This is a genomic window from Actinomyces sp. AC-20-1 (assembly GCF_023369555.1).
In the GTDB taxonomy this organism is placed as follows: Bacteria; Actinomycetota; Actinomycetes; order Actinomycetales; family Actinomycetaceae; genus Actinomyces.
Genome location: NZ_JACJVC010000016.1, coordinates 49,287 through 71,844, shown reverse-complemented (window position 1 = coordinate 71,844; position 22,558 = coordinate 49,287). Strand labels below are relative to the sequence as shown.

At 72.3% G+C, this 22,558-nt stretch carries 18 protein-coding genes; 17 read left to right on the top strand and 1 reads right to left on the bottom strand.

What is annotated here, in order from left to right; translation table 11 throughout:
- From rho to H6X67_RS09325, 8 genes are all read left to right on the top strand, one after another.
- A partial coding sequence (gene rho / locus H6X67_RS09360; RefSeq protein ID WP_249435513.1) for a transcription termination factor Rho occupies window positions 1-1,817 on the top strand: 1,817 nt, incomplete at its 5' end.
- Window positions 1,818-2,134: 317 nt separating this feature from the next.
- Window positions 2,135-2,347: a 50S ribosomal protein L31 gene (gene rpmE / locus H6X67_RS09355; protein WP_249369863.1), complete on the top strand. Its 213-nt coding sequence runs from the start codon at window positions 2,135-2,137 to the stop codon at window positions 2,345-2,347.
- Between the two features lie 108 nt (window positions 2,348-2,455).
- Window positions 2,456-3,544 carry a peptide chain release factor 1 gene (prfA, locus tag H6X67_RS09350; protein WP_249369865.1) on the top strand — a complete coding sequence of 363 codons (1,089 nt, stop codon included), beginning with the start codon at window positions 2,456-2,458 and terminating at the stop codon, window positions 3,542-3,544.
- A complete protein-coding gene (locus tag H6X67_RS09345) occupies window positions 3,541-4,470 on the top strand; it encodes a N5-glutamine methyltransferase family protein (protein WP_249376337.1) in 930 nt (309 codons plus the stop codon). The genes prfA and H6X67_RS09345 overlap by 4 nt, the downstream gene beginning before the upstream one ends.
- A 338-nt stretch (window positions 4,471-4,808) precedes the next feature.
- Window positions 4,809-6,248: a sugar porter family MFS transporter gene (locus H6X67_RS09340; RefSeq protein WP_249367778.1), complete on the top strand. Its 1,440-nt coding sequence runs from the start codon at window positions 4,809-4,811 to the stop codon at window positions 6,246-6,248.
- Between the two features lie 169 nt (window positions 6,249-6,417).
- Complete coding sequence (locus tag H6X67_RS09335; protein ID WP_249367777.1) at window positions 6,418-7,587, top strand: Gfo/Idh/MocA family protein; 1,170 nt, start codon at window positions 6,418-6,420, stop codon at window positions 7,585-7,587.
- 126 nt (window positions 7,588-7,713) lie between these two features.
- Entirely contained in the window at window positions 7,714-8,766 is a 1,053-nt protein-coding gene (locus H6X67_RS09330; RefSeq protein WP_249367776.1) for a LacI family DNA-binding transcriptional regulator, read from the top strand.
- Between the two features lie 172 nt (window positions 8,767-8,938).
- Window positions 8,939-9,844, top strand: coding sequence for a TIM barrel protein (locus tag H6X67_RS09325; RefSeq protein ID WP_249367775.1), 906 nt, complete (start codon window positions 8,939-8,941; stop codon window positions 9,842-9,844).
- 623 nt (window positions 9,845-10,467) lie between these two features.
- Here H6X67_RS09325 and H6X67_RS09320 read toward each other — a convergent pair.
- On the bottom strand, window positions 10,468-11,421 hold the full coding sequence (locus H6X67_RS09320) for a fructosamine kinase family protein (protein WP_249367774.1): 954 nt from the start codon (window positions 11,419-11,421) through the stop codon (window positions 10,468-10,470).
- Window positions 11,422-11,931: 510 nt separating this feature from the next.
- On the opposite strand from H6X67_RS09320, the gene H6X67_RS09315 reads away from it, so the two are divergent.
- The 9 genes from H6X67_RS09315 (at window position 11,932) to H6X67_RS09275 (ending at window position 22,548) form a co-directional block, all read left to right on the top strand.
- Window positions 11,932-12,954 (top strand): iron-siderophore ABC transporter substrate-binding protein, encoded by a 1,023-nt coding sequence (locus H6X67_RS09315; protein WP_249367773.1) that lies wholly within the window; start codon window positions 11,932-11,934, stop codon window positions 12,952-12,954.
- Window positions 12,955-12,956: 2 nt separating this feature from the next.
- Window positions 12,957-13,991 carry a FecCD family ABC transporter permease gene (locus H6X67_RS09310; protein ID WP_249367772.1) on the top strand — a complete coding sequence of 345 codons (1,035 nt, stop codon included), beginning with the start codon at window positions 12,957-12,959 and terminating at the stop codon, window positions 13,989-13,991.
- Window positions 13,988-15,055 carry a FecCD family ABC transporter permease gene (locus tag H6X67_RS09305; protein WP_249367771.1) on the top strand — a complete coding sequence of 356 codons (1,068 nt, stop codon included), beginning with the start codon at window positions 13,988-13,990 and terminating at the stop codon, window positions 15,053-15,055. Before H6X67_RS09310 ends, H6X67_RS09305 begins: the two co-directional genes overlap by 4 nt.
- Complete coding sequence (locus H6X67_RS09300) at window positions 15,052-15,945, top strand: ABC transporter ATP-binding protein (protein WP_249367770.1); 894 nt, start codon at window positions 15,052-15,054, stop codon at window positions 15,943-15,945. Before H6X67_RS09305 ends, H6X67_RS09300 begins: the two co-directional genes overlap by 4 nt.
- On the top strand, window positions 15,942-16,901 hold the full coding sequence (locus H6X67_RS09295; RefSeq protein ID WP_249367769.1) for a siderophore-interacting protein: 960 nt from the start codon (window positions 15,942-15,944) through the stop codon (window positions 16,899-16,901). The genes H6X67_RS09300 and H6X67_RS09295 overlap by 4 nt, the downstream gene beginning before the upstream one ends.
- A 445-nt stretch (window positions 16,902-17,346) precedes the next feature.
- Window positions 17,347-18,144 carry an NAD(P)H-binding protein gene (locus tag H6X67_RS09290; protein WP_249367768.1) on the top strand — a complete coding sequence of 266 codons (798 nt, stop codon included), beginning with the start codon at window positions 17,347-17,349 and terminating at the stop codon, window positions 18,142-18,144.
- 14 nt (window positions 18,145-18,158) lie between these two features.
- Window positions 18,159-18,728 carry a DapH/DapD/GlmU-related protein gene (locus H6X67_RS11905; protein WP_283251371.1) on the top strand — a complete coding sequence of 190 codons (570 nt, stop codon included), beginning with the start codon at window positions 18,159-18,161 and terminating at the stop codon, window positions 18,726-18,728.
- 110 nt (window positions 18,729-18,838) lie between these two features.
- On the top strand, window positions 18,839-19,582 hold the full coding sequence (locus H6X67_RS09280) for a DNA alkylation repair protein (protein ID WP_249367767.1): 744 nt from the start codon (window positions 18,839-18,841) through the stop codon (window positions 19,580-19,582).
- 35 nt (window positions 19,583-19,617) lie between these two features.
- The gene (locus H6X67_RS09275; protein ID WP_249367766.1) at window positions 19,618-22,548 is read left to right on the top strand and encodes a UvrD-helicase domain-containing protein; all 2,931 of its coding nucleotides are present in this window, start codon (window positions 19,618-19,620) and stop codon (window positions 22,546-22,548) included.
- The last annotated feature ends 10 nt before the right edge of the window (window positions 22,549-22,558 follow it).

Sequence of the window (22,558 nt, the reverse complement as noted above, 5' to 3'; positions counted from 1 at the left end):
CCGCCGGGGCGGCGGACCGCCCCGAGCACGCCGAGCGCAGCGAGCAGCCCCTCTCCGACGGTGAGGCCCGCCCGCGCCGCCGCCGCGTGACCGCCGCCGCAGGCGCCCCCAGCCGCGCCCCCGAGCGCAGCCCCCGCACCGCTGAGATCGAGCTCGACCTCCCCCAGGCCGCACGCACCCGCCGCCCCGAGGACGCCCCGCAGGCCGAGGGCGAGACCCGCCCCCGCCGCCAGCGCCGCGACGAGCCCCGCGAGGACCGTGAGGACCGCGGCGCCCCGCAGGAGCGCCCCTCCCGCCGCCGTCGCGCCCAGGCCTCCGCAGGCACCCCCGAGGATCGCGGCGAGCGCCACGGGCTGAGCGAGGACCACATCGACGCCAAGGCCGCGCTCATGCGCGACCTCGCCGACGTCACCGGCACCCCGGCCGTCGAGCCCGCCGAGCGCAAGCAGCGCCGTGACGACTCCGACTCCTGGGACGAGGAGGGCCGTGGCGGACGCCGCCGTGGCCGCAAGCGCCGCGGACGCGACCGCGACTTCCAGGGGGAGGGTCAGAGCGCCGGCCAGCCGGGCCAGCAGCGCGCCCCGCGCGAGGACGAGGTCCTCATCCCCGTCGCCGGCATCCTCGACGTCGACGACTCCCAGCACGCCTACCTGCGCACCTCCGGCTACCTGCCCGGCGCCAAGGACGTCTACGTCTCCGGCCAGCAGATGAAGGACAACGGGCTGCGCGCGGGCGACGCCGTCACCGGCTGGGTCCGTGAGGGCGGCGAGACCTCCCACCCGGCAGGCTCCGGCCAGGGCGGGCGCAACGGCCGCCGGCAGAACCGCGCCAACCGCCAGAAGTACAACCCGCTGGTGGGCGTCGAGGCCGTCAACGGCATGGACCCCGAGCGCGCCAAGCGCCGCCCGGAGTTCAACAAGCTCGTCCCCCTCTACCCGCAGGAGCAGCTGCGCCTGGAGACCACCCCGAAGGCCCTGACCCCCCGGGTCATCGACCTCGTCGCCCCCATCGGCAAGGGCCAGCGCGGCCTCATCGTCTCCCCGCCCAAGGCCGGAAAGACGATCGTGCTGCAGCAGATCGCCAACGCCATCAGCGTCAACAACCCCGAGGCCCACCTCATGGTCGTGCTCGTCGACGAGCGCCCCGAGGAGGTCACGGACATGCAGCGCACTGTCAAGGGCGAGGTCATCGCCTCGACCTTCGACCGCCCGGCCTCCGACCACACGACTGTCGCCGAGCTCGCCATCGAGCGCGCCAAGCGCCTGGTCGAGCTCGGCCAGGACGTCGTCATCCTGCTCGACTCCATCACCCGCCTGGGGCGCGCCTACAACGTGGCCGCGCCGGCGTCGGGGCGCATCCTCTCCGGTGGTGTGGACGCCAGCGCCCTCTACCCGCCCAAGCGCTTCTTCGGTGCCGCCCGCAACATCGAGAACGGCGGGTCGCTCACGATCCTCGCCACCGCGCTGGTGGAGACCGGCTCGAAGATGGACGAGGTCATCTTCGAGGAGTTCAAGGGCACCGGCAACATGGAGCTGCGCCTGTCGCGCCAGCTCGCCGAGAAGCGCATCTTCCCGGCGGTCGACGTCGCCGCCTCCTCCACGCGCCGCGAGGAGCTGCTCATCGACCCCGCCCAGCTCAAGATCATGTGGCGCCTGCGTCGCCTGTTCGCCGGGCTGGAGCAGCAGTCGGCCCTCGAGCTCGTCATCGGCAAGCTCAAGGAGACGGGCTCGAACGCGGAGTTCCTCATGGTCATCTCCAAGACGACCCCGCAGGGCACCTCGCTGGCGGACGCCGACGACGACGCCAACCTGGCCTGAGCGGAGCGCTGCGGAGCAAGCGGAGCTCGGGGCGGGCACGGCGCACTAATCACAGTCTGAGCGGAGCGCTGCGGAGCAAGCGGAGCTCGGGGCGGGCACGGCGCACCAATCACAGTCTGAGCGGAGCGCTGCGGAGCAAGCGGAGCTCGGGGCGGGCACGGCGCACAGCACACCCTGAGCGTCCAACATCACGTCATGCGCCTGGGTCCCCGCGTTGTCGGGGCCGAGGGCGCGGCGGCATAATCGTCGACTGGTTTCCGGTTCACCCGCGTCGTCGGCACGCGGGACCCGGGGCCCTCTGAATGCTAGGAGACACCATGAAGCAGGGGATCCACCCCGACTACGTGGCCACCACGGTCACGTGCACCTGCGGCAACACCTTCGAGACCCGGTCGACTGTGACCTCCGGTGAGATCCGCGTTGACGTCTGCTCCGCCTGCCACCCGTTCTACACGGGCAAGCAGAAGATCCTCGACACGGGTGGCCGCGTGGCCCGCTTCGAGGCCCGCTACGGCAAGCGCGCGAAGTAAGCGACCCGAACGACGCCGACGGAAGGCACCCTCGCAGGAGCCGCCGTCGGCGTCGTCGCGTCCGGGCCCGCGCACCGGACGCCCGACCTGCACCACCTGAGGAGGACCATGAGCGACGACTTCTCCGCCGCCGTCCCGATGGTCGAGGAGCACGCCCGCATCGAGACCGAGATGGCGGACCCCGCCGTCGCCTCCGACCCCGGGGCCATGCGCCGCCTGGGGCGCCGCTACGCCGAGCTCGGGCGCGTCGTCGCCGCCTACCGCGCCTGGCAGCAGGCCGCTGCCGACCTTGACGACGCCACCGAGATCGCGTCCGAGGACCCGGACTTCGCCGCCGAGCTGCCCGCCCTGGAGGTCGCCGTCGCCGCCACTGCCGAGCACCTGCGCGATGTCCTCGTCCCCCGCGACCCCGATGACGCGCGCGACGTCATCATTGAGGTCAAGGCCGGTGAGGGCGGCGAGGAGTCCGCCCTCTTCGCCTCGGACCTGGTGCGCATGTACACCCGTTACGCCGAGCGCATGGGCTGGGCGGTCGAGGTCCTGGACGCCACCGGCTCCGAGCTCGGCGGTTTCAAGGACATCCGCCTCGCGGTCAAGACGCGCTCGGCCGTTGAGCCTCAGGACGGGGTGTGGGCGCACCTGAAGTACGAGGGCGGGGTCCACCGGGTCCAGCGGGTGCCCGTCACCGAGAGCCAGGGCCGCATCCACACCTCGGCGGCCGGTGTGCTCGTCATGCCGGAGGCCGACGACCCCGGTGAGCTCGAGATCGACCCGGGGGACCTGCGCGTGGATGTCTTCCGCTCCTCCGGCCCGGGCGGCCAGAGCGTCAACACGACCGACTCCGCCGTGCGGCTGACCCACCTGCCCACCGGCATCGTCGTGTCCATGCAGAACGAGAAGTCCCAGCTGCAGAACAAGGAGGCGGCCCTGCGCGTCCTGCGGGCGCGCCTGCTGGCCGAGCGTGCCGCGGCGGCCGCCGCCGAGGCCTCCGTGGCCCGCCGCTCGCAGGTGCGCACCGTGGACCGCTCCGAGCGGATCCGCACCTACAACTTCCCCGAGAACCGGGTCGCCGACCACCGCACCGGCTACAAGGCCTACAACCTCGACGCCGTGCTTGACGGCGACCTGGGCCCGGTCATCGACTCGGCCATCGCCCTGGATGAGGCTGAGCGGCTCGCGGCGGTCGGCCAGGCGTGAGCGGGGGCAGCGGCCTCGACCGCTACGCGCTGCGGCGGCTCGTGCGCGAGGTGGGCCGGAGGCTCGCGGTTGCGGGGGTGTCCTCTCCGGAGCATGACGCGCGTGAGCTCGCCGAGTGGCTGCTGGACCGCCCCCTGCCGCTGGCGGACGGCGCGGACGAGGCCTTCGTGACCGCCTACGAGGAGGCCGTGCGACGGCGTGCCGAGCGCGAGCCCCTGCAGCGGATCACCGGCCGCATGTTCTTCCGCGGCCTGGAGCTCGACTGCCGTCCCGGTGTGTTCATCGTCCGGCCCGAGACCGAGGTTGTCGCCGGCGCCGCCATTGAGGCGGCCCGGGCGTCGGTGGACGGCGCGGACGGGGCCGGCTGTGTCGGCCGGGCGGGCGGGGCTGACCGTGGGGATGGGGGAGCGCCGGGCCCGCTCGTCGTCGACCTGTGCACCGGCAGTGGGGCCATCGCGGCCGCCGTCGCCGTCGAGGTGCCCACCGCCCGGGTGATGGCCGTCGAGCTCGCCGACGACGCCTGCGCCGCCGCCGTCGCCACGTGTGAGCGGCACGCGCCGGGGAGGGTGCGGGTGCTCCGGGCCGACGCGGCCGACCCCACGACCCTCGCCGGGCTGGACGGGGAGGTGGACGTCGTCGTCACCAACCCGCCCTATGTGCCGGCGGGGGCGCTCGAGGACGTTGAGACCGCGTGCCACGACCCCCACCTGGCACTGTTCGGCGGGGGAGAGGACGGCCTCGCCCTGCCCACCGCCCTCGTGCGCCGCGCGGCCGCGCTGCTGCGGGGCGGCGGGGTGCTTGTCATGGAGCATGACGCCGGGCAGGGGGCTGCGCTGTGCGGGGCGGCCCTGGCGTCGGGTTTCACGACGGCGCAGACGGGGCAGGACCTCACCGGCCGCGACCGCTACCTGCGGGCCGTGCGCTGAGCGGAGGAGGAGGTGCCGAGCGGGCTGCGCGGTGGAGAGCCCGCTGGGCGGTGGAGCACGTGAGGTCGTTCGGACGGACTGTCGGCCGCCACCAGGGTGCCCGCTGAGCGCGGGCGGTCCGGTGAGCGCGGGCGGTCCGGTGAGCGCGGGGCGCTCGCCCCGACCGGCGCGGGCACCGGTGCCGCGTGCGCGTGCCTTGACGCCGTTGCCTGCGGTGGGGGCGAACTGACCCGCGAACGAAGGTTGACACGTGACAACCTGTGCCGCAGACTTGAGCATGTCAAGTTGGCACGTGACAATCATGAGTGCCGCAACGATCACTCATCAACGAGGATGACATGACCACCCAGATCGACACAGTTGTGGACCCGGTCCACGCGAGGGCAGTGAAGAGGAGGCTGAACATCGCGACGGTCGTCGTGACCTTCGGCGCCCTCGCCTTCGGATACGACACAGGCGTCATCTCCGGCGCACTGCCCTACATGACCCTCTCCGCCGCCGAGGGCGGCCTCAACCTGACCCCGCTCACCGAGGGCCTGGTGACGTCCTCGCTGCTCCTGGGCGCGGCCTTCGGCGCCATCATCGGCGGGCGGATGTCGGACCGCTGGGGGCGCAAGCACAACATCACCATGCTGGCCTTCGTCTTCTTCCTCGGCGCCCTGGGCTGCGCCTTGGCTCCGAGCGTGCCGATCATGATCGTGTGCCGCATGGTCCTGGGCTTCGCCGTGGGAGGGGCCTCCGCGACGGTGCCGATGTTCATCGGCGAGCTCGCGCCGGCGCACCTGCGCGGTCCGCTGGTCTCGCGCAACGAGCTCATGATCGTCACCGGCCAGCTCGTCGCCTACACCTCCAACGCCATCATCTCCTTCGTCTCCGACGGTGCCCAGGCGTGGCGCCTCATGCTTGGCCTGGCCACACTGCCGGCCGTCGCCCTGTGGATCGGTGTCCACTTCGTGCCCGAGTCGCCCCGCTGGCTCGTCGCCAAGGGCCGTGGCGACGAGGCGTTGGAGGTCCTGCGCCAGCTGCGCACCGGAGACCCGACGCCGGAGCGCGATGAGATCGTCCAGGTCGTCGAGGAGGCCGACCGCGCCCAGCAGGGCGTCTGGACGCACCTGAGGATCCCGTGGATCAAGCGCATCACGCTCATCGGCATCGGCTTCGGGATCGTCATCCAGCTCACCGGTGTCAATGCCATCATGTACTTCGCCCCCACGGTCCTCATGAGCACGGGCATGGGAACCCAGGCCTCACTCGTGGCCACCATCGCCAACGGCGTCGTCTCCGTCGTCGCCGTGGCCGTGGGCGTGGTCGTCATCGGCCGCTCCAACCGGCGCACGATGCTGCGCATCGGCATGATCGGGCTGGTCGTCTCCCAGGTCCTGCTCGGTCTGGCCTTCCTCCTGCCGGACGCCCCGTGGCGCGGTTACCTCATCCTCGCCCTCATGCTCAGCTTCCTGTGGTTCATGCAGATGTTCTGCGGGATCTGCTTCTGGCTCATGATGGCTGAGATGTTCCCGCTGCGGGTGCGCGGCGTGGCGATGGGGACCGCGGTGTTCTGCCAGTGGATCTCCAACGGCATCGTCACCCTGCTCTTCCCGATCCTCCTTGACGCGATCGGCATGCGGACCTTCTTCATCTTCGCGGTCATCAACTTCGTCGTCCTCCTGTGGGAGCAGAGGTACCTGCCTGAGACGAAGGGCAAGTCCCTCGAGTACCTGGAGGAGGAGCTCGCCTCCGGCTCCGACGGCCGTGATCCCGGCCCTCTCGCCGTCGGCTGACCCGAACGCGAACCACCCGACCACCGTCCACCACGACTGTCCACCACCACGACCAGCGCGACCCCCGCCGGGTGAGCGCACCCGAGGCCGGCACCGCAGCCGACCGCGGGACACAGCAACCCACCACACCGCCGCCCCGTCAGGGGCACCATCTGAAAGGACCACTCACATGTCTCGTGACCTGCGTATCGCTGTCGTCGGTGCCGGCTTCGCCGGCCAGGGCCACGCCTTCGGCTTCCGCAACGCCCAGATGCTCCCCGCGCTCGAGGGGGTGAAGGTCATCATGGACACGCTCGTCGAGCCGAACGCAGCCCTGGCCGAGACTGTGGCCGCCAAGTACGGTTTCGAGCGCATCGCCTCCTCGATCGACGAGATCATCGAGCGCCCGGAGATCGAGGCCGTCTCGCTGGCACTGCCCAACAACATCTACATCGACGTCGTCCCGCAGCTGCTCAGGGCTGGCAAGCACGTCTTCTGCGAGAAGCCTCTCGGCCTCAACGCCGAGGAGGCCGCGGAGCTGACCCGCATCGCCGAGGAGGCCGGTGTCGTCACCTCCGTCGGCTTCTGCCGACGCCGTGTCCCCGCCCTGGCCGCCATGGCGCAGGTCATCGCCGACGGCGGCATCGGGTCGGTCCACACCTTCCGCGCCTCCTACTTCGCCGACTACGCGTCCGACCCGCGCTCCCCGCGCACCTGGCGCTTCCAGAAGGACATCGCCGGTGGCGGAGCCGTCGCGGACATCGGCGCCCACATCCTCGACACCGTCCGCTTCCTCGTGGGCGACATCGAGGCGGTGACCGCCTGCCAGCTCGACACCGTCATCAAGGAGCGTCCGCTGCCCACCGGCGGAACCGGCCACAACCAGGGCGCCTCCGCCACCGAGGTGGCCCCCGTCGACAACGACGACAACGCGGTGGTCTCCCTGCGGGCCAAGAACGGTGCCATCGGTGTCGTCAGCCTGTCGCGCATCGCCACCGGGATCACCGACGTCTTCGCCATCGAGGTCTACGGCGACAAGGGTTGGGCGAAATTCGAGTCCCCGCACTCCGACGAGTTCTACCTCTGCCAGCCTGAGCAGTCCGCCCCCGGTCTCGACGGCCCGCGCCAGATCATCGCCGGCCCGGCCTTCCCCTACTTCTCCGACGTCGCCTGCATGGCCGGACGCGGGGTCGGAACCGGCTACGGCGAGAACATGGTGGCCGAGATCCAGGAGTTCTGCGCGGCAGTCGTCGGACAGGGCGAGGTCACCATCCCCTTCGCCGAGGCGATCCCCACCATGGCCGTCATCGACGCGGCCATGACTTCGGCGAGGACGGGCACCGAGGTGCCTCTCGCCTGACGCGGTGTCACGTGGTGCGCCTGGGCTCATGAGCAGGCGATAAGGTCGGGGCGGCCCTGGACGGGCCGCCCCGACCGGCTCCTTCTCCACGCGGTGGTCGGTCACAGCCTGAGAGAGGAGCGCCTTATGGCAGGACGCCGGGTCACCCAGGCGGACGTCGCCCGACGGGCGGGAGTGTCCCGCTCGCTCGTCTCGAGGGTGCTCCAGGGCCTGGACAAGGTCAGTGACGACAAACGCGAACGCGTCCTGGCCGCGGTGCGCGAGCTGGGCTACATCGACAACGGGATGGCAACGGCGCTGGCCGGCAACCGGCACGGGCGACTCGTGGGCTTCTTCCCCCAGGAGCTCTCCAACGCCCTGTTCGGCGAGGTGTATGACGCGCTCAAGGTCGGTCTTGAGGGGAAGGGCTACAGCCTCGTCGTCGTCGAGGGGTCGTGGGACGTGGAGCAGGAGGACTGGCGGCTCCGGCAACTGGCCGGGTACTCGCCGGACTGCATCGTCGTGGCCGGCTACGCGGGCTCGACGGACGCCCTGACGGCGGCCGCCCACTCCATCCCGATCGTCTCCGTGACGCGTCGGATCTCGCAGGCCGGCGTCCGCTCGGTGTACAACGACGACCACGCGGGTGCGATGCTGGCCACCCGCCACCTCGTGGACCTCGGGCACAGGCGGATTGCTCACCTTCAGCTGCCGCCGGACATCCCCTACGAGGAGCGCGCGGCCGGCTACACCGAGGCGATGCGGCGGGCGCGCCTCGCGCCCGAGTACATCATCCCCAGGCTCGCGACCCGCGAGTCCGCCTACGCCGCGGTGCGGGTGCTGTGTGAGGCGGGGGATGTGCCTACCGCGATCTTCTGCGGCTCGGACCACATGGCGCTCGGCGCGATGGAGGCACTGCGCAGCGCGGGTCTGTCCGTGCCCGATGACGTCTCGCTGGTGGGCTACGACGACCAGCTCATGGCCCGGCTCGTGGGACTGACGACCATCCACCAGGCCGCGTCCGAGCAGGGCAAGGTGGCCGCGGGCTTTGTGCACGCCCTCGTTGAGGCCGGCGATATCGACGAGGCCGGGGAGGACGGGAGCGGGACCGGTGAGGCCGGACGCCCGCGGACGCCCTTCCAGCAGGTCATCGCCCCGACGCTCATCGTCCGCTCCTCCTCCGCCCCGCCGCGCGGCTGAGCCCATCCTCCCGCTGCGCAGTCGCCGGGGGGTGACGGCTCAGTGGTTGCCACGTGACAAATCTGTTCGCGCGCACCCCTTCACAAGAGATGCGAAGAGGGCTAGCCTGCGGTTGTCACGTGATCACGATGTGAGTGGCCACGACCCGACGACCTACCCAAGGAGTACAACGATGTCTTCTTTCATGACGAACGCCCGCCTCGGTTCGGCCCCCGACTCGTGGGGGGTGTGGATGCCCGACTCGCCGTTGCAGACCACGGGGCAGCGGTACCTCGATGAGATCGCCATGGCAGGGTACCGGTACATGGAGATCGGCCCCTACGGCTTCCTCCCGACGGACCCCAACGAGCTGGCGGACGAGCTGGCGAAGCGAGACCTCAGGGTCTCGGCGGGCACGGTCGGCGGCGCGTTCCACCGCGCCGAGGAGCTTGAGAGCATCACGAAGGACGCCCTGGACGTGGCCCGTCTGGCTGCGGCCGTCGGCGGCACGTACCTGGTGCTGCTGCCGGCCATGTACCGGGACCTGTTCTCCGGCGAGTTCGTGGAGGGCAAGGAGCTGGACGAGGAGGGCTTCGCCCAGCTCGTCAAGGCCACGGAGCAGGTCTCGGAGATCGTCAAGGCCGAGACGGGTCTTCGCGCGGTCTTCCACCCGCACGCCGACTCCCACGTGGAGACGCAGGAGCAGACGTACAAGTGGCTGGACATGACGGACCCGCAGAAGGTAGGGCTGTGCCTGGACACCGGTCACATCGAGTACTGCAGCGGTGACAGCGCCGAGATCATCCGCCGGTACGCGGACCGAGTGGAGTACATGCACTTCAAGCAGGTCGACCCGGCGAAGATGTCGGTTGTGCGCGACAAGGACCTGGGCTTCTACGACGCGGTCCAGATCGGCGCGATCTGCGAGCCTCCCCACGGAGTCCCGACGGTTGAGTCCATCACGCGCGAGATGTGGCGCCTGGACCCGGAGATCTTCGTCATCGTCGAGCAGGACATGTTCCCGTGCCACCCGGACACACCGTTCCCGACGGCCCTGCGCACCGCGTCGGTGCTGCGCGCCGGCAAGCTCGCACGCTGAGCCCGAGGTGCCCGACCGGGCCCGCCGTCTCGAGCCCTGTGGGGCGGCGCGGCCCCTCCGCGAGAACGAGCACGGTGGGGTCTGCCGGTCGAGGGGGCCGGCAGACCCCACCGTCTCACGTGGTCGTCATGCCCGGGTGAGGGACTCGCACAGCACCTCGACGGCCCTGGCGAGGCCCTCGGTGGGGGGCGGGCGCATCGGGGGGCGTGCGCCTGCGATGACGCCGATGCCATAGCCGAAGGGCAGGGATCCCAGGGCGGTGACGAACGTGGTGCCGGTGAGTCGGCGGTGCGCGCCGGGAGGGTGGTGTGCGGGTGCGGTGGTAAGGGCTGGTGCCGACAGTGTCGGACCTCAGGCGCCGACGCGATGGCGTTCCCGCGGCTCGCGACGCCCGTGCCGCAACCTCGTGCTGAACGACAGCGGTCACCGCGGGGTCGAGCACATGATGTAGCGCGTGTCTGTCGCGGGAGAGCCGTCGTCCAGGGTGAGACCGGGCGGTGGTCGTGCCGGCTGAGACATCCCTCCCGGGGCAGTGGTCCGAGCCCGTGAGAGGAGGGTGCTGGGGTGGGTCGGGATCTGCGGCTGGTCTCGTCGCCGGTCCGACGGGCGCCGGGCGGCCCTCCTCAGACGTACCGGCGCGCGAGCGCGGCCGCCTGGGCCCCGTAGCCTCCGCCGAAGAGGAAGACGTGGATCATGAGCATGTGCAGCTGGTGCAGCCCCACCCGCTCCTGCCAACCGTCGGCCAAGGCGGACACCTCGTCGTAGCCCGCGTAGACCTCCCCGAGGAACCGCTGACCGAAGACGCCCAGGGCCGCCAGATCCGTCTCGGCGTGGGCGCCGTGAGCCATCGGGTCGATGAGCACGCCGACGATCTCGGCCCCCGGCCCTGAGCGTGGGCTGCCCGGCCCGCCGTCGCGCCCGCCGCGGTCGGCACCACCCGGCCCGCACCCGGCTCCTTCGGGAGCCCAGGATGCGGCCTCGGCCGCCGGCACCCACAGGACGTTGCCGGTCCACAGGTCCCCGTGGCTGCGGGCAACCGCCACGCGCTCGCCGCGCTCCTGAGCCCTGTGGCGCGTGAGCTCGGGCTGCGGGGAGTCGAAGTCGCCGTCGACCAGGCGCTCGCACACCCGCTCGATGAGGCCGGCCTCGCCGCTGCTGAGCGAGCCCCGGTCCCGGCCCGCAGCGACGTAGGGTGCGATCCGATCCTCGGCGTAGAAGCGGCCCCAGCTGCGGGGGCGGTCCTGAACCGCCTCTGGCGCGTGCGGACGCAAACGGATGTCCGAGCGCCCCATGCGGGTGCGCCCGTCCCAGCCGGGCGGAGCGGCACCGAAGGCGGGGGCGCCGGCGGCGTGGGTCACCGCCAGGGCCCGGCCGAAGGCCCGTGCAGCCTCGGGCGTCACCCGGCCGGCGCTCAGGCGTGGCTCCTCGATCCAGCCGTCGCCGATGGTCGCCGGTACGACGTGGGTGCCGCCCTCGGGCATCGCCTCGGCCAACCACTCCAGCCCCTGGGCCTCCAGGCGTGTCGCCCCGGGGAAGTCGTCGGTCTTACGGATCGTGGGCTGGGGTCGGCTGCTCATGGCGCCAGCCTTGCACGCGTCGACCCGTGGAACGGTGTGGTCGGCATCGTTGGGGCCGAGCTCCGAGCCTGTTGTGCTGGGGGTGGACTGCGCTGTTGCACGCTCATGTTACTGGTGTGACTTGGCGATCTGGAGTATTCGTTGGAATCCTGGGGATCATGCGCTGAGAGGGAAGCGGTCGCATCGGCTCCCATGTGCGTGCGTGACAGCGGCGCACATGGGAGCCGATGTACGCCCAGCGTCCGGTCGAGGAAACCGCGGAATCATGCGGATCGTGCGTGAGTCGCGTTCACGTGAGCGTGCAACCCGCGCCGCTGAGGCTGCGGGGGCGGGGCGAGGGGCGCGTGTCACCACGGAGCCGACGGGCGATCCCGGGCCTACAGACGCTCCATCCTTCGCGTCAGGTGTCAGGAAGAACGTGTCCGACGACATGAATTGCGCACCTGGTTAGTTAGGTAAGCCTCCGCTATTGTCGGTGACGCTCTCATCGCCTCCTGACAGGAACGCCTCGTGGCCCTCTCTCGCAAGTCCTTCCTCCTGACCGGTGCCGTCCTGCCTCTGGGCGCCCTCCTGGCCGCCTGCGGCTCCACTGGGCCGGCCGGCAGCTCCGGCGGCGGCACCACCATCACCCACGCCTTCGGCACCACTGAGGTGCCCACGGAGGTCAGCCGCATCGCCAGCGTCAACTGGGCCAACCAGGACGTCGCCCTCGCCCTGGGCATCATGCCCGTCGGCTTCGCCGCCCAGACCTGGGGCGTCGAGGACGGCTCCGGGATGCTGGCGTGGACCAAGGAGAAGGTCGACGAGCTCGTCGCCGCAGGCGCCGAGCAGCCCGTCCTGTTCGACGAGACCGACGGCATCGACTACGAGGCCGTCGCCGCCACAACCCCCGACATCATCCTCGCCGCGTACTCGGGGCTGGACCAGGAGTCCTACGACACCCTGACCAAGATCGCCCCGACCGTCGCCTACCCGTCCTTCCCTTGGACCACCCCCTGGCGCGAGATGATCACCATGGACTCCCAGGCCATGAACAAGGAGGCCGAGGGCAAGGCCCTCATCTCCGACCTCGAGCAGCAGATCACCGAGGCCCTCGCCCCCTACCCGCAGATCAGGGGCAAGGCCGGTGCCTTCTTCTACGCTACCCCCGCCGACATGTCCTCCATCGGCTACTACACCCCCGGCGACCCGCGCACCGGCTTCCTGGCGGACCTGGGCATGAGCGTGCCCCCCTCGGTCCAGGCCGCCGCTGACGCCGACCCGGAGACCTTCTTCGTCCAGGTCGCCGCCGAGAACGCCGACACGCTGTCCGACGTCGACCTCATGGTGATGTACGGCGACGGCTCCGAGCTCGCCGCCCTCCAGGCCGACCCGCTGCTGGGCACCATCCCCGCCATCAAGAACGGCGCCATCGCCTGGGTCGGCAACGGCACGCCCCTGTCCGCCTCCACCAACCCCGGCCCTCTGTCCATCCCGTGGGGGATCAAGGAGTACCTCAGGCTCCTCGGCGAGGCCGCCTCCAAGGTCGCCTGAGCGTGAGCGCAGCCGCCCACCCGCCTGCCGCCTCCCGGACCGCCGGCAGGCGGGTGGGTGTCCTCGTCCTCCTCCTGGTCCTCGTCGGGCTGGCGGTCCTGGCCTCCATCGCCTTCGGGCCGCGCGTCGTCACCCTCCCCGAGGTCCTGCGCGGTCTGGCGGGCCTGGGGCACGAGGGCGACCTGGGTGCCGTCGCGGTGACCGAGCGCCTGCCGCGCACCGCCACCGCCCTCGTGGCCGGGGCGGCCCTGGGCGTCTCGGGCGCCCTCATGCAGGCCGTCACCCGCAACCCCATTGCCGACCCCGGCATCCTGGGGATCAACACCGGCGCCTCCCTGGCGATGGTCGTGTCCATCGCCTTCCTCGGGATCTCCAGCCTCTCGCAGTACCTGTGGACCGCCATGGCGGGTGCCGCTGCCACCGCCGTCCTCGTCTACCTCGTCGGCTCGCTCGGTCCGGGCGGCGCCACCCCGGTCAAGCTCGCCCTGGCGGGCGTCGCCACGGCCGCCGCCCTGTCGAGCGCCATCAGTGCCGTCATGCTGCCGCGTGCCTCGGGCCTGGACGACTTCCGCTTCTGGCAGGTCGGCTCGCTGGGCCGGGGCACCTGGCAGTCCCTGACGACGGTCGCCCCCTTCCTCGTCGTGGCCGTCCTGCTCGCCGCCCTCAGCGCCTCGGCGCTCAACTCCCTGGCCCTGGGCGACGAGATGGCCGTGGGCCTGGGGGTCCACGTGGGGCGCACCCGCCTGCTGGCGGCCGCCTCCGGGGTCATCCTGTGCGCGACGACGACAGCCCTGGCCGGCCCCATCGGCTTCGTCGGGCTCATGGTCCCCCACGCCGTGCGCATGCTCGTCGGGCCGGACCACCGGTGGGTGCTGCCCCTGTCCGCCCTGGGAGGCTCCGTCCTGCTCACACTGTCTGACGTGCTCGGCCGGGTCATCGCACGGCCCGGGCAGGTGTCGGTCGGCGTCGTCACCGCCTTCGTGGGGGCGCCCGTCCTCATCCTCATCGCCCGTGGTGCCAAGGTGCGTGAGCTGTGAGCGCTCTCAGCACCGCCCGGCCGGCGCCGGCCGTCCCCGCCCCCGGCTTCACCTCGGCCGGACGCCGACGCCGGACCCGCCGCTACGCGGCCGTCACCCTGGCCCTCGCCCTGGTCGCCGTAGTCCTGTGGTGGGCGCAGGTGCTCATCGGGGACACCTGGTACCCGCCCGCGCAGGTCTGGGCGGTCCTCACCGGGCGGGCGGTGCCCGGCGCCTCCTTCGCCGTCGGCGAGCTGCGCCTGCCGCGCGCCGTCATCGGGCTGCTGGCCGGCCTGGCCTTCGGGATGGCCGGGACCACCTCCCAGACGATGCTGCGCAACCAGCTCGCCAGCCCGGACATCATTGGTATCACCTCGGGGGCCTCGACCGCCGCGGTCTACTGCATCCTCGTCCTGGGCTGGTCCGGCACCCGGCTCAACCTCGTGGCCGTGGCCGCGGGGCTCCTCACCGCGGGCCTCATCTTCGTCCTCTCCGGGCGGGGCCGGGCGCAGGGCGGGCGCCTCATCCTCATCGGCATCGGCGTGTCCTCCATGCTCGGCTCCGTCACCGCCTACCTCCAGCTCACAACCTCCCAGTACAACGTCGCCGCCGCCATGCGCTGGCTCAGCGGGTCCCTGTCCTCCTCGCAGTGGTCGGAGGTGCCCTACCTGGCCGGCGCGGTGCTCGTGTGCGCGCTGCTGCTGGGCGGTGCCGGACGCGACCTCAGGGTCCTGCCCCTGGGCGACGAGACCGCCACCGGCCTGGGGGTGGGCGTCGAGCGCACCCGCCTCCTGCTCGTGCTCACCATGGTGGCGCTGTCCGCCTTCGCCACCGCCGCCACCGGCCCCATCGCCTTCGTGTCCTTCCTGTCCGGCCCCCTGGCGGCCCGGCTCGTGGGGCGCACCGACCGCACCCTCCTGCTGCCGGCCGGGCTCATGGGCGCCGTCATCGTCCTCGGCGCCGACCTCGCCGGGCAGCACCTCTTCCCGACGACGCTGCCCGTGGGCGTGGTCACCGGGATCGTTGGCGCCCCCTACCTGGTCAGCCAGCTCATCCGCATCAACCGACAGGGAGCCTCCGCATGAGCGACCGCGCTGTCAGCCGCACCCTGGCCACCCGTGGCCTGCGCTCGGGCTACGGGCGCCGCGTCGTCGTCGACGGCGTGGACCTGGCCGTGCCCACGGGGGCGATCACCGTCATCGTGGGCGCCAACGCCTGCGGCAAGTCCACGCTGCTCAAGACGATGGCCCGGATCCTCGCCCCCAGCTCCGGCTCCGTCCTGCTCGACGGCGAGGCCATCAGCACGGTGCCCACCCGCGTGCTCGCCCGGCGCCTGGGGCTGCTGCCCCAGCAGCCCATCGCCCCTGAGGGCATCGCCGTCGCCGACCTCGTGGGACGCGGACGCCACCCCCACCAGGGCCTGTTCTCCTCCTGGACCGCCCAGGACCGCCAGGTCGTCGAGGAGTCGCTGACGGCCACCGGCACCACCGACCTCGCCGACCGCGCCGTCGATGAGCTCAGCGGCGGCCAGCGCCAGCGCGTGTGGATCGCCATGGCGCTCGCCCAGCGCACGGACGTTCTCCTGCTGGACGAGCCCACCACCTTCCTGGACCTCACCCACCAGGTCGAGGTCCTGGACCTGCTCACCGACCTCAACCGCACGCGCGGCACCACCGTCGTCATGGTCCTGCATGACATCAATCTCGCGGCCCGGTACGCCGACCACCTCATCGCCATGCGCGAGGGGAGGATCGCCGCCAGCGGGGCCCCGGGCGAGGTCCTGTCCGCCGGGCTCATGAGGGACGTGTTCAACCTCGACGCCATGGTCATCACCGACCCGGTCTCGCGCACCCCGCTCATCGTCCCGCGCGGGCGCCACCACGTCCTCGACGGCGGCGCCGTGCCCCAGGAGGCCGTGCCCGACGGCGACGTCCCCGTCGCGTCCGCCACCGCCCCGGAGGCCCGGGTCTCATGAGCGCCCCCTTCCCCTTCTTCCACGTGAGGGTGGCCGCCGTGCGCGACCTGTCCCCCTCGATGCGCCGCCTCACCTTCACCGGCCCGACCCTGGACGACTGGGCGGACACCGGCTGGGACCAGCGCATCAAGCTCGTCCTGCCCGCCCCCGACGGCGGCTACGCGCACCTGCCCGCCTCCGGCCCCGACTGGTACCGGCAGTGGCTCTCACTTCCCGAGCCCCAGCGCCCGCCGATCCGCACCTACACCACCCGGGCGGTGCGGCCGGCAGGACAGGGGCTCACCGGTGACGGGACGGCCACGGAGGTCGACGTCGACATGGTCGTCCACACCGGGCCTGACGGCCCCGAGGGGCCGGCAGCCCGCTGGATCGAGGCGGCCGGTCTCGGCACCGGGGCCGTCCTGCTCGGCCCGTCCCGCTCGTGGCTGGCGACGCAGGAGCCCGGCGCCCATCTGCGCGGCGGCATCGACTTCGTCCCGCCCGCCGTCACCGAGCGTTTCCTCCTGGGCGGAGACGAGACCGCCGCTCCTGCCATCGCCCGCATCCTCCAGGACCTGCCCCGGGAGGCCCGGGGCGTGGCCGTCGTCGAGATGCCGCGTGCCGCCGACGCCGCCTACCTGCCCGCCCACCCCGGCTTCGAGGTGCGGGTCCTGGGGCGCGAGGGCGCCGCGCACGGCTCGCTACTGGTCGAGGGCGTGGCCCGGGCCGTGGCCGAGATGTGCCCGGTGGGACGGCCGCACGAGGTCGAGGAGATCGGCCTGGACGAGCTGTTGTGGGAGGTGCCGCGCCACGCCAAGGGCGGGGCGGCGCTGTCGCGCACGAGCCTGTACGCCTGGCTGGCGGGGGAGGCCTCGGCGGTACGAGCCATGCGCCGCCACCTTGTGGCCGAGCGGGGCCTGGACCGGCGCACCGTCGCCTTCATGGGCTACTGGCGCCTGGGCCGGGCGGAGGGCTGAGCAGCCGGGCGGCGCTCAGCCGACCTGGGACGCGCTCGACGACGTTGGCGTCACAGCAGACGCGATGAGACGCCGCGAGGCCCGACACCGACCGTTGACGCTGGGGCATTCCTTAACCGGCCTCAGCGGTCACAGCCCGATGCGCCGACGCGACGGTCCCGGATCGACGTCGAGTTGTGGGAATGCTCAACGTCCTCGCATATGAGTACCAGGCGGTGGATACTGGTCCGGTCCACGAGACAGCGGCGCCCACGGTCCTCGTGCTGCTCGTCGAGCTTGACCGGCTCCTCGATGTGTGACGCTCTCCTGCATGCCAGACCCGCGGGGGAGGGCGGAATCACAGAGCCGGTCGCACCCCGGGCGACCACGGCCGATGGGCGTCGCCGCCCGCCCGGTGCTGGTCGGCGGGGCCGCAGAGACCACCGCATCCGAGGAGGAGCACACCATGAGCACCACCCTGAACACCGTCGCCGTCATCGGCGCGACCGGGACCATCGGTCGTCTCGTCGTCAACGAGGCCCTCAGGCAGGCAATCGCCGTGCGTGCCCAGACCCGCAGCGCCGCCCGCGCCCGGCGGGTGCTGCCCGGTGGCCGCGAGGGCGCCGCCGGCCTCACGGTCGTCGAGGCGGATCCGACGAGCTCGGCCGACCTCGCGAGCCTGGTCACAGGTGTCGACGCCGTCGTCCTCACCCACAGCGGGGACAGCGACGGACGTGACGGCGAGTCCTTCTACGAGGTCGTGCTCGCGCTGCTCGACGCCCTCGACGCGGTTGGCGAGGGCGCCGCGCACGTGCACCTGAGCCTCATGACCTCCATGAACGCCTCCCGCCCCGGTGGCACCTACCCCTTCATGGACTGGAAGCGCCGCGCCGAGCGCCTGGTGCGCGCGAGCGGGCGGCCCAGCACGATCATCCGTCCCGGCTGGTTCAACCACCAGGGCGCCGAGGACACGGGCATCGAGATCCTCCAGGGCGACCGCGTCACCTCCTCGCGCGGCGTCGACGCCGCGCACGTGGCCCGGGTGCTGCTCGCAGCCGCCGCCTCGCCGTCGGCCCTCGGTCGTACCGTCGAGGTCTTCTCAGCGCCCGGCCCCGCCGTCAGCGGCCCGGAGGACGTTGAGGCCCTGTTCGCCGCCACCCGGCCCGACGACGCCACCGGCTGGGGCGTCGACGACCAGCGGCACGTGCCCCTGTCCGAGGAGCCCGCGCGGGTCCAGGCCGACGTCGCCCGATTCGACCGGTGAATGGGGCGGTGAACATGACGGCTAAGAGCATCTGGGACCGTCTGAGTGACGGTGACGACGTCAGTCTCTTCGAGCAGGAGTACACCGACATCGTGCGGGTCGAGTTCGCCCGTTGCCGGGACGTCATGTTCCGCATCAACCACACCCCGCCGGCCGACCCGGGCCTGCCGGCGCTGTGGGCCGAGCTGCTGGGAGTCGAGGGTGGGCTGGATCCGAGCATCCGGCTGCTCGCCCCCGTGCAGATCGACTTCGGCAGGCGCATGCGCATCGCCCCGAATGTCCTTATCAACCACAGCTTCACAGCGATGTCGATCGGTGGCATCGATATCGGCGAGGGGACCTTCATCGGGCCCAACGTCTCCATCGTCACCGACAACCACCGCCTCGATGACGTCACCGTGCTCAACTGTCACCCGGTGCACGTCGGACGCCGGGTGTGGATCGGTGTGGGCGCGTCCATCATGCCCGGGACGAGTGTCGGTGACGATGCCGTTGTCGCCGGGGGCGCGGTGGTCACCAAGGACGTTCCCGCCGGCGCCGTCGTCGCCGGGGTCCCGGCCCGGGTCATCCGCCACAAGGGCTGAGGGCAGTGACGGCACGCTCCGGGCATGTGGGCGGTGCTCGCGGTCACCGAGGTCTTCCGGTCCTCGAGGACCTACGCGCCCATCGGGTCAGGATCTGGGATGCTGAGCCCATGACTGCTGTCACGGCCGCCGACACGTGCGCCAGGGACACGGGACGTCGGTCGACGCGGGCCGTCACCGTGCTCCAGGGGGACCTGCGCGCCGCGCTGGCGCAGGCCGGCGACCCGCAGCGCGCCGAGCAGCAGCGGCGCTATCTCAAGTCGAAGATGCCCATGTACGGCGTCGGGGTTCCCCAGACCCGTCGCCTGGCCGTCGAGGTTGCACGGCGCCACCCGTCACTGTGGGTCGATGCCGCCACCTGGGAGACGACCCTGCGCGTCCTGTGGGACGGCGCCGAGCGGCGTGAGGAGCGCTTCGCGGTGCTCGCCGTCATTCGCGCCCGGCTCGGGGGCGGACACGCCGAGAGGGCGCGGTCCCTGGAGCTCTACCAGCACCTTGTGCGCAGCGGGGCCTGGTGGGACCTGGTGGACGAGACGAGCCACGCCGTCGGCGCGGTGCTGCTCGCGCACCCCGACCAGGCCGACCGGATGCGCCGCTGGGCGCGCGACGAGGACCTGTGGGTCAGGCGCAGCGCCATCATCTGCCAGCTCCAGCACAAGGACCGCACCGACCGGCGCCTGCTGACTGACGTCATCGAGGCCAACGAGGGTGACCCGGAGTTCTTCATCCGCAAGGCCATCGGCTGGGCCCTGCGCGACCACGCCCGCACGGACCCCGCCTGGGTCCGCGCCTTCGTCGACACCCACCCGGGGCTGTCCCCGCTCAGCCGCCGGGAGGCGCTCAAGCACCTGTGAAGCGCGTCCGCGCGCGCCAGTAGGCTGGGCGCAGTATGAACGCGATGGACTCCCTCTTCGGCTCCCTGCCCATGCCCGGCCAGAGGGGCGGCGCCACACCCCCGGCCGAGGCCGCCCTGCCGGCCCTGGCCCCCGCCTCCCTCGACCTCGACGACGGCTGGGCCGACTCCCTGCTCGACGCCGAGGTCCCTGAGGACCCCGGCTACGAGCCCGACGACGAGGCCCCCTCTGCCCAGGAGCGTGCCTCGGTGGCCGGCGGCTGGGAGGAGCGCCAGGCCGAGACCGCCGCCCGCGTCGCCCGTGCCCAGGCCCGGGCCGCCGAGGCCCGTGCCCGTGACGGAGCGGACCCCGCCCCCGGCACGGGCGCCGTCGGCACCCACCGGGGCCTCGCCGTCGGCGACCCCGCCTCCCTCACCCGCGGCCTCAACGGGCCCCAGGCCGAGGCCGTCACCCACGCCGGCACCCCCCTGCTCATCCTCGCCGGGGCCGGAAGCGGCAAGACCCGGGTCCTCACCCACCGCATCGCTCACCTGCTCGCCACCGGCCGCGCCCGCCCCGGCGAGATCCTGGCCATCACCTTCACCAACAAGGCCGCCGCCGAGATGCGCGAGCGCGTCGCCTCCCTCATCGGCCCGGCCGCCGAGCGCATGTGGGTGTCCACCTTCCACTCCGCCTGCGTGCGCATCCTGCGCCGCGAGCACGACGCCCTGGGGCTGCGCTCCACCTTCTCCATCTACGACGCCGCCGACTCCCAGCGCCTCATCACGCTCGTCGTGCGCGAGCTCGGCATCGACTCCAAGCGCTTCACCCCCAAGACCTTCGCCCACCGGGTCTCCGACCTCAAGAACGAGCTCGTGACCCCCGCCGCCTTCGCCGAGCACGCCGTCACCTTCAACCCGCTCGAGCGCCACCTCGTGGAGGTCTACCGCACCTACCAGGCGCGCCTGGCTGCCGCCAACGCCCTCGACTTTGACGACCTCATCATGCGCACGGTCCAGCTCCTGCAGACCAAGCCCGCGATCGCGGAGATGTACCGGCGCCGCTTCCGCCACGTCCTCGTCGACGAGTACCAGGACACCAACCACGCCCAGTACGTGCTCGTGCGCGAGCTCATCGGCGGGCCCGGCACCTCCGGCGCCTCCTCGCCGCTCGCCCAGGGCGAGCTCACGGTCGTCGGCGACTCCGACCAGTCGATCTACGCCTTCCGCGGCGCCACCATCCGCAACATCGAGGAGTTCGAGCAGGACTACCCCAGCGCCCGCACGATCCTGCTCCAGCAGAACTACCGCTCGACCCAGAACATTCTCGACGCTGCCAACGCCGTCATCAGCCACAACTCCGGGCGCCGCAAGAAGGAGCTGTTCACCGACTCCGGTGCGGGCGCCCCCGTGGTCGGCTACGTCGCCGACTCCGAGCACGACGAGGCCCGCTGGATCAGCCAGGAGATCGACCGCCTCGCCGACGACGAGGGCGTGCGCCCGCGCGACGTCGCCGTCTTCTACCGCACCAACGCGCAGTCGCGGGCCCTGGAGGAGGCCTTCCTGCGCTCCGGGCAGCCCTACAAGGTGGTGGGCGGCACCCGCTTCTACGACCGCCGCGAGGTCAAGGACGCCATCGCCTACCTGCGCGCGGTGGACAACCCCGACGACGACGTGAGCGTGCGCCGGGTCCTCAACGTCCCCAAGCGGGGCCTGGGGGACAAGGCGGAGGCGGCTCTGGCCGAGCACGCCGCCCGCCACGGCGTCTCCTTCGGCCAGGCGGTCGCCGACGCCGCCGGGGCTCCGCGCCCGGCCGCCTCCGGCGGTGAGGCCGGCGACCTCGACGCCCCGGGCACCGAGCCTCCCGCCGTCGAGGGCCTGGCCACCCGGGCGCGCACGCAGGTGACCCGCTTCCACGAGCTGCTCACGGGCCTGCGCCACCAGCTGGCCGCGGGCGACGGCGTGGCGGACCTCCTCGACTCCGCCCTCGACGCCTCCGGATACCTCGCCGAGCTGCGCGCCTCCGACGACCCGCAGGACGCCAGCCGCATCGAGAACCTGGCCGAGCTGCACGCCGTCGCCACCGACTTCCAGGCCGCCAACCCGGACGGCACGCTGGCGGACTTCCTCGAGCGCGTGAGCCTCGTGGCCGACGCCGACCAGCTGCCCCCGGCCGCCGACCTCGCCGACGACGAGGCCCGCGAGGCCGCCGAGCAGGGGCAGGTCACGCTCATGACCGTCCACACCGCCAAGGGCCTGGAGTTCCCGGTCGTGTTCGTCACCGGCATGGAGGACGGCACCTTCCCGCACGCGCGCTCCCTGGCGGAGGACAGCGAGCTCGCCGAGGAGCGGCGCCTGGCCTACGTGGCCCTCACCCGCGCCCGTCGGCGCCTGTACGTCACGCGGGCGGCGGTGCGCTCGGCGTGGGGCGCCGCCCAGGCGATGCCGGAGTCGCGGTTCCTGTCCGAGATCCCCACCGAGGTCATGGAGTGGAAGCGGCTGGCCTCCTCCATGGACGCGCTGCGCGGGGGCGGGACCGGCTGGGGCGCCTCCTGGGACGAGGGTGGTTTCGGCTCCGGGCGGGGCTCCTACCGCCGGGGCGGGAGCTCGGGCGGCTACTCCGACGACGACGACTTCGCCCCCGCCGTCGGCTCGGGCCGCGCGAGCGGGCGTACGGGCCGGCTCGGGCGGGTCGAGACCTCCCAGGACCGCGTCCAGGCCAAGCGCGAGGCGGGCCGGGCCCGGCGCGGGGCGGCGGTGCCCACACGCCTGGACGGCTCGGCGTCATCGGCCCAGGAGACCCTGCCGGAGGCGGTCGCGGGCCTGCGGGCCGGGGACCAGGTGCGTCACAGGACCTACGGTGTCGGCACGGTCGAGCGGATCGAGGGCTCGGGCCGCTCGACGACGGCGCACGTGACCTTCACGATCGACGGCGCCCCGGCCACCAAGCGCCTCATCCTGCGCCTGGCGCCCATGGAGAGGGTCTGAGCCGGGGCCT

Bases quoted from the DNA above. Each gene is read 5' to 3' on its own strand.
- H6X67_RS09320 (WP_249367774.1), bottom strand. From the start codon at position 11,421: ATGAGCAGCCGACCCCAGCCCACGATCCGTAAGACCGACGACTTCCCC.
- H6X67_RS09300 (WP_249367770.1), top strand. From the start codon at position 15,052: ATGAGCGACCGCGCTGTCAGCCGCACCCTGGCCACCCGTGGCCTGCGC.
- H6X67_RS09290 (WP_249367768.1), top strand. From the start codon at position 17,347: ATGAGCACCACCCTGAACACCGTCGCCGTCATCGGCGCGACCGGGACC.
- rpmE (WP_249369863.1), top strand. From the start codon at position 2,135: ATGAAGCAGGGGATCCACCCCGACTACGTGGCCACCACGGTCACGTGC.
- H6X67_RS09330 (WP_249367776.1), top strand. From the start codon at position 7,714: ATGGCAGGACGCCGGGTCACCCAGGCGGACGTCGCCCGACGGGCGGGA.
- H6X67_RS09280 (WP_249367767.1), top strand. From the start codon at position 18,839: ATGACTGCTGTCACGGCCGCCGACACGTGCGCCAGGGACACGGGACGT.
- H6X67_RS09275 (WP_249367766.1), top strand. From the start codon at position 19,618: ATGAACGCGATGGACTCCCTCTTCGGCTCCCTGCCCATGCCCGGCCAG.
- H6X67_RS09325 (WP_249367775.1), top strand. From the start codon at position 8,939: ATGTCTTCTTTCATGACGAACGCCCGCCTCGGTTCGGCCCCCGACTCG.
- H6X67_RS11905 (WP_283251371.1), top strand. From the start codon at position 18,159: ATGACGGCTAAGAGCATCTGGGACCGTCTGAGTGACGGTGACGACGTC.
- H6X67_RS09335 (WP_249367777.1), top strand. From the start codon at position 6,418: ATGTCTCGTGACCTGCGTATCGCTGTCGTCGGTGCCGGCTTCGCCGGC.
- H6X67_RS09340 (WP_249367778.1), top strand. From the start codon at position 4,809: ATGACCACCCAGATCGACACAGTTGTGGACCCGGTCCACGCGAGGGCA.
- prfA (WP_249369865.1), top strand. From the start codon at position 2,456: ATGAGCGACGACTTCTCCGCCGCCGTCCCGATGGTCGAGGAGCACGCC.
- H6X67_RS09295 (WP_249367769.1), top strand. From the start codon at position 15,942: ATGAGCGCCCCCTTCCCCTTCTTCCACGTGAGGGTGGCCGCCGTGCGC.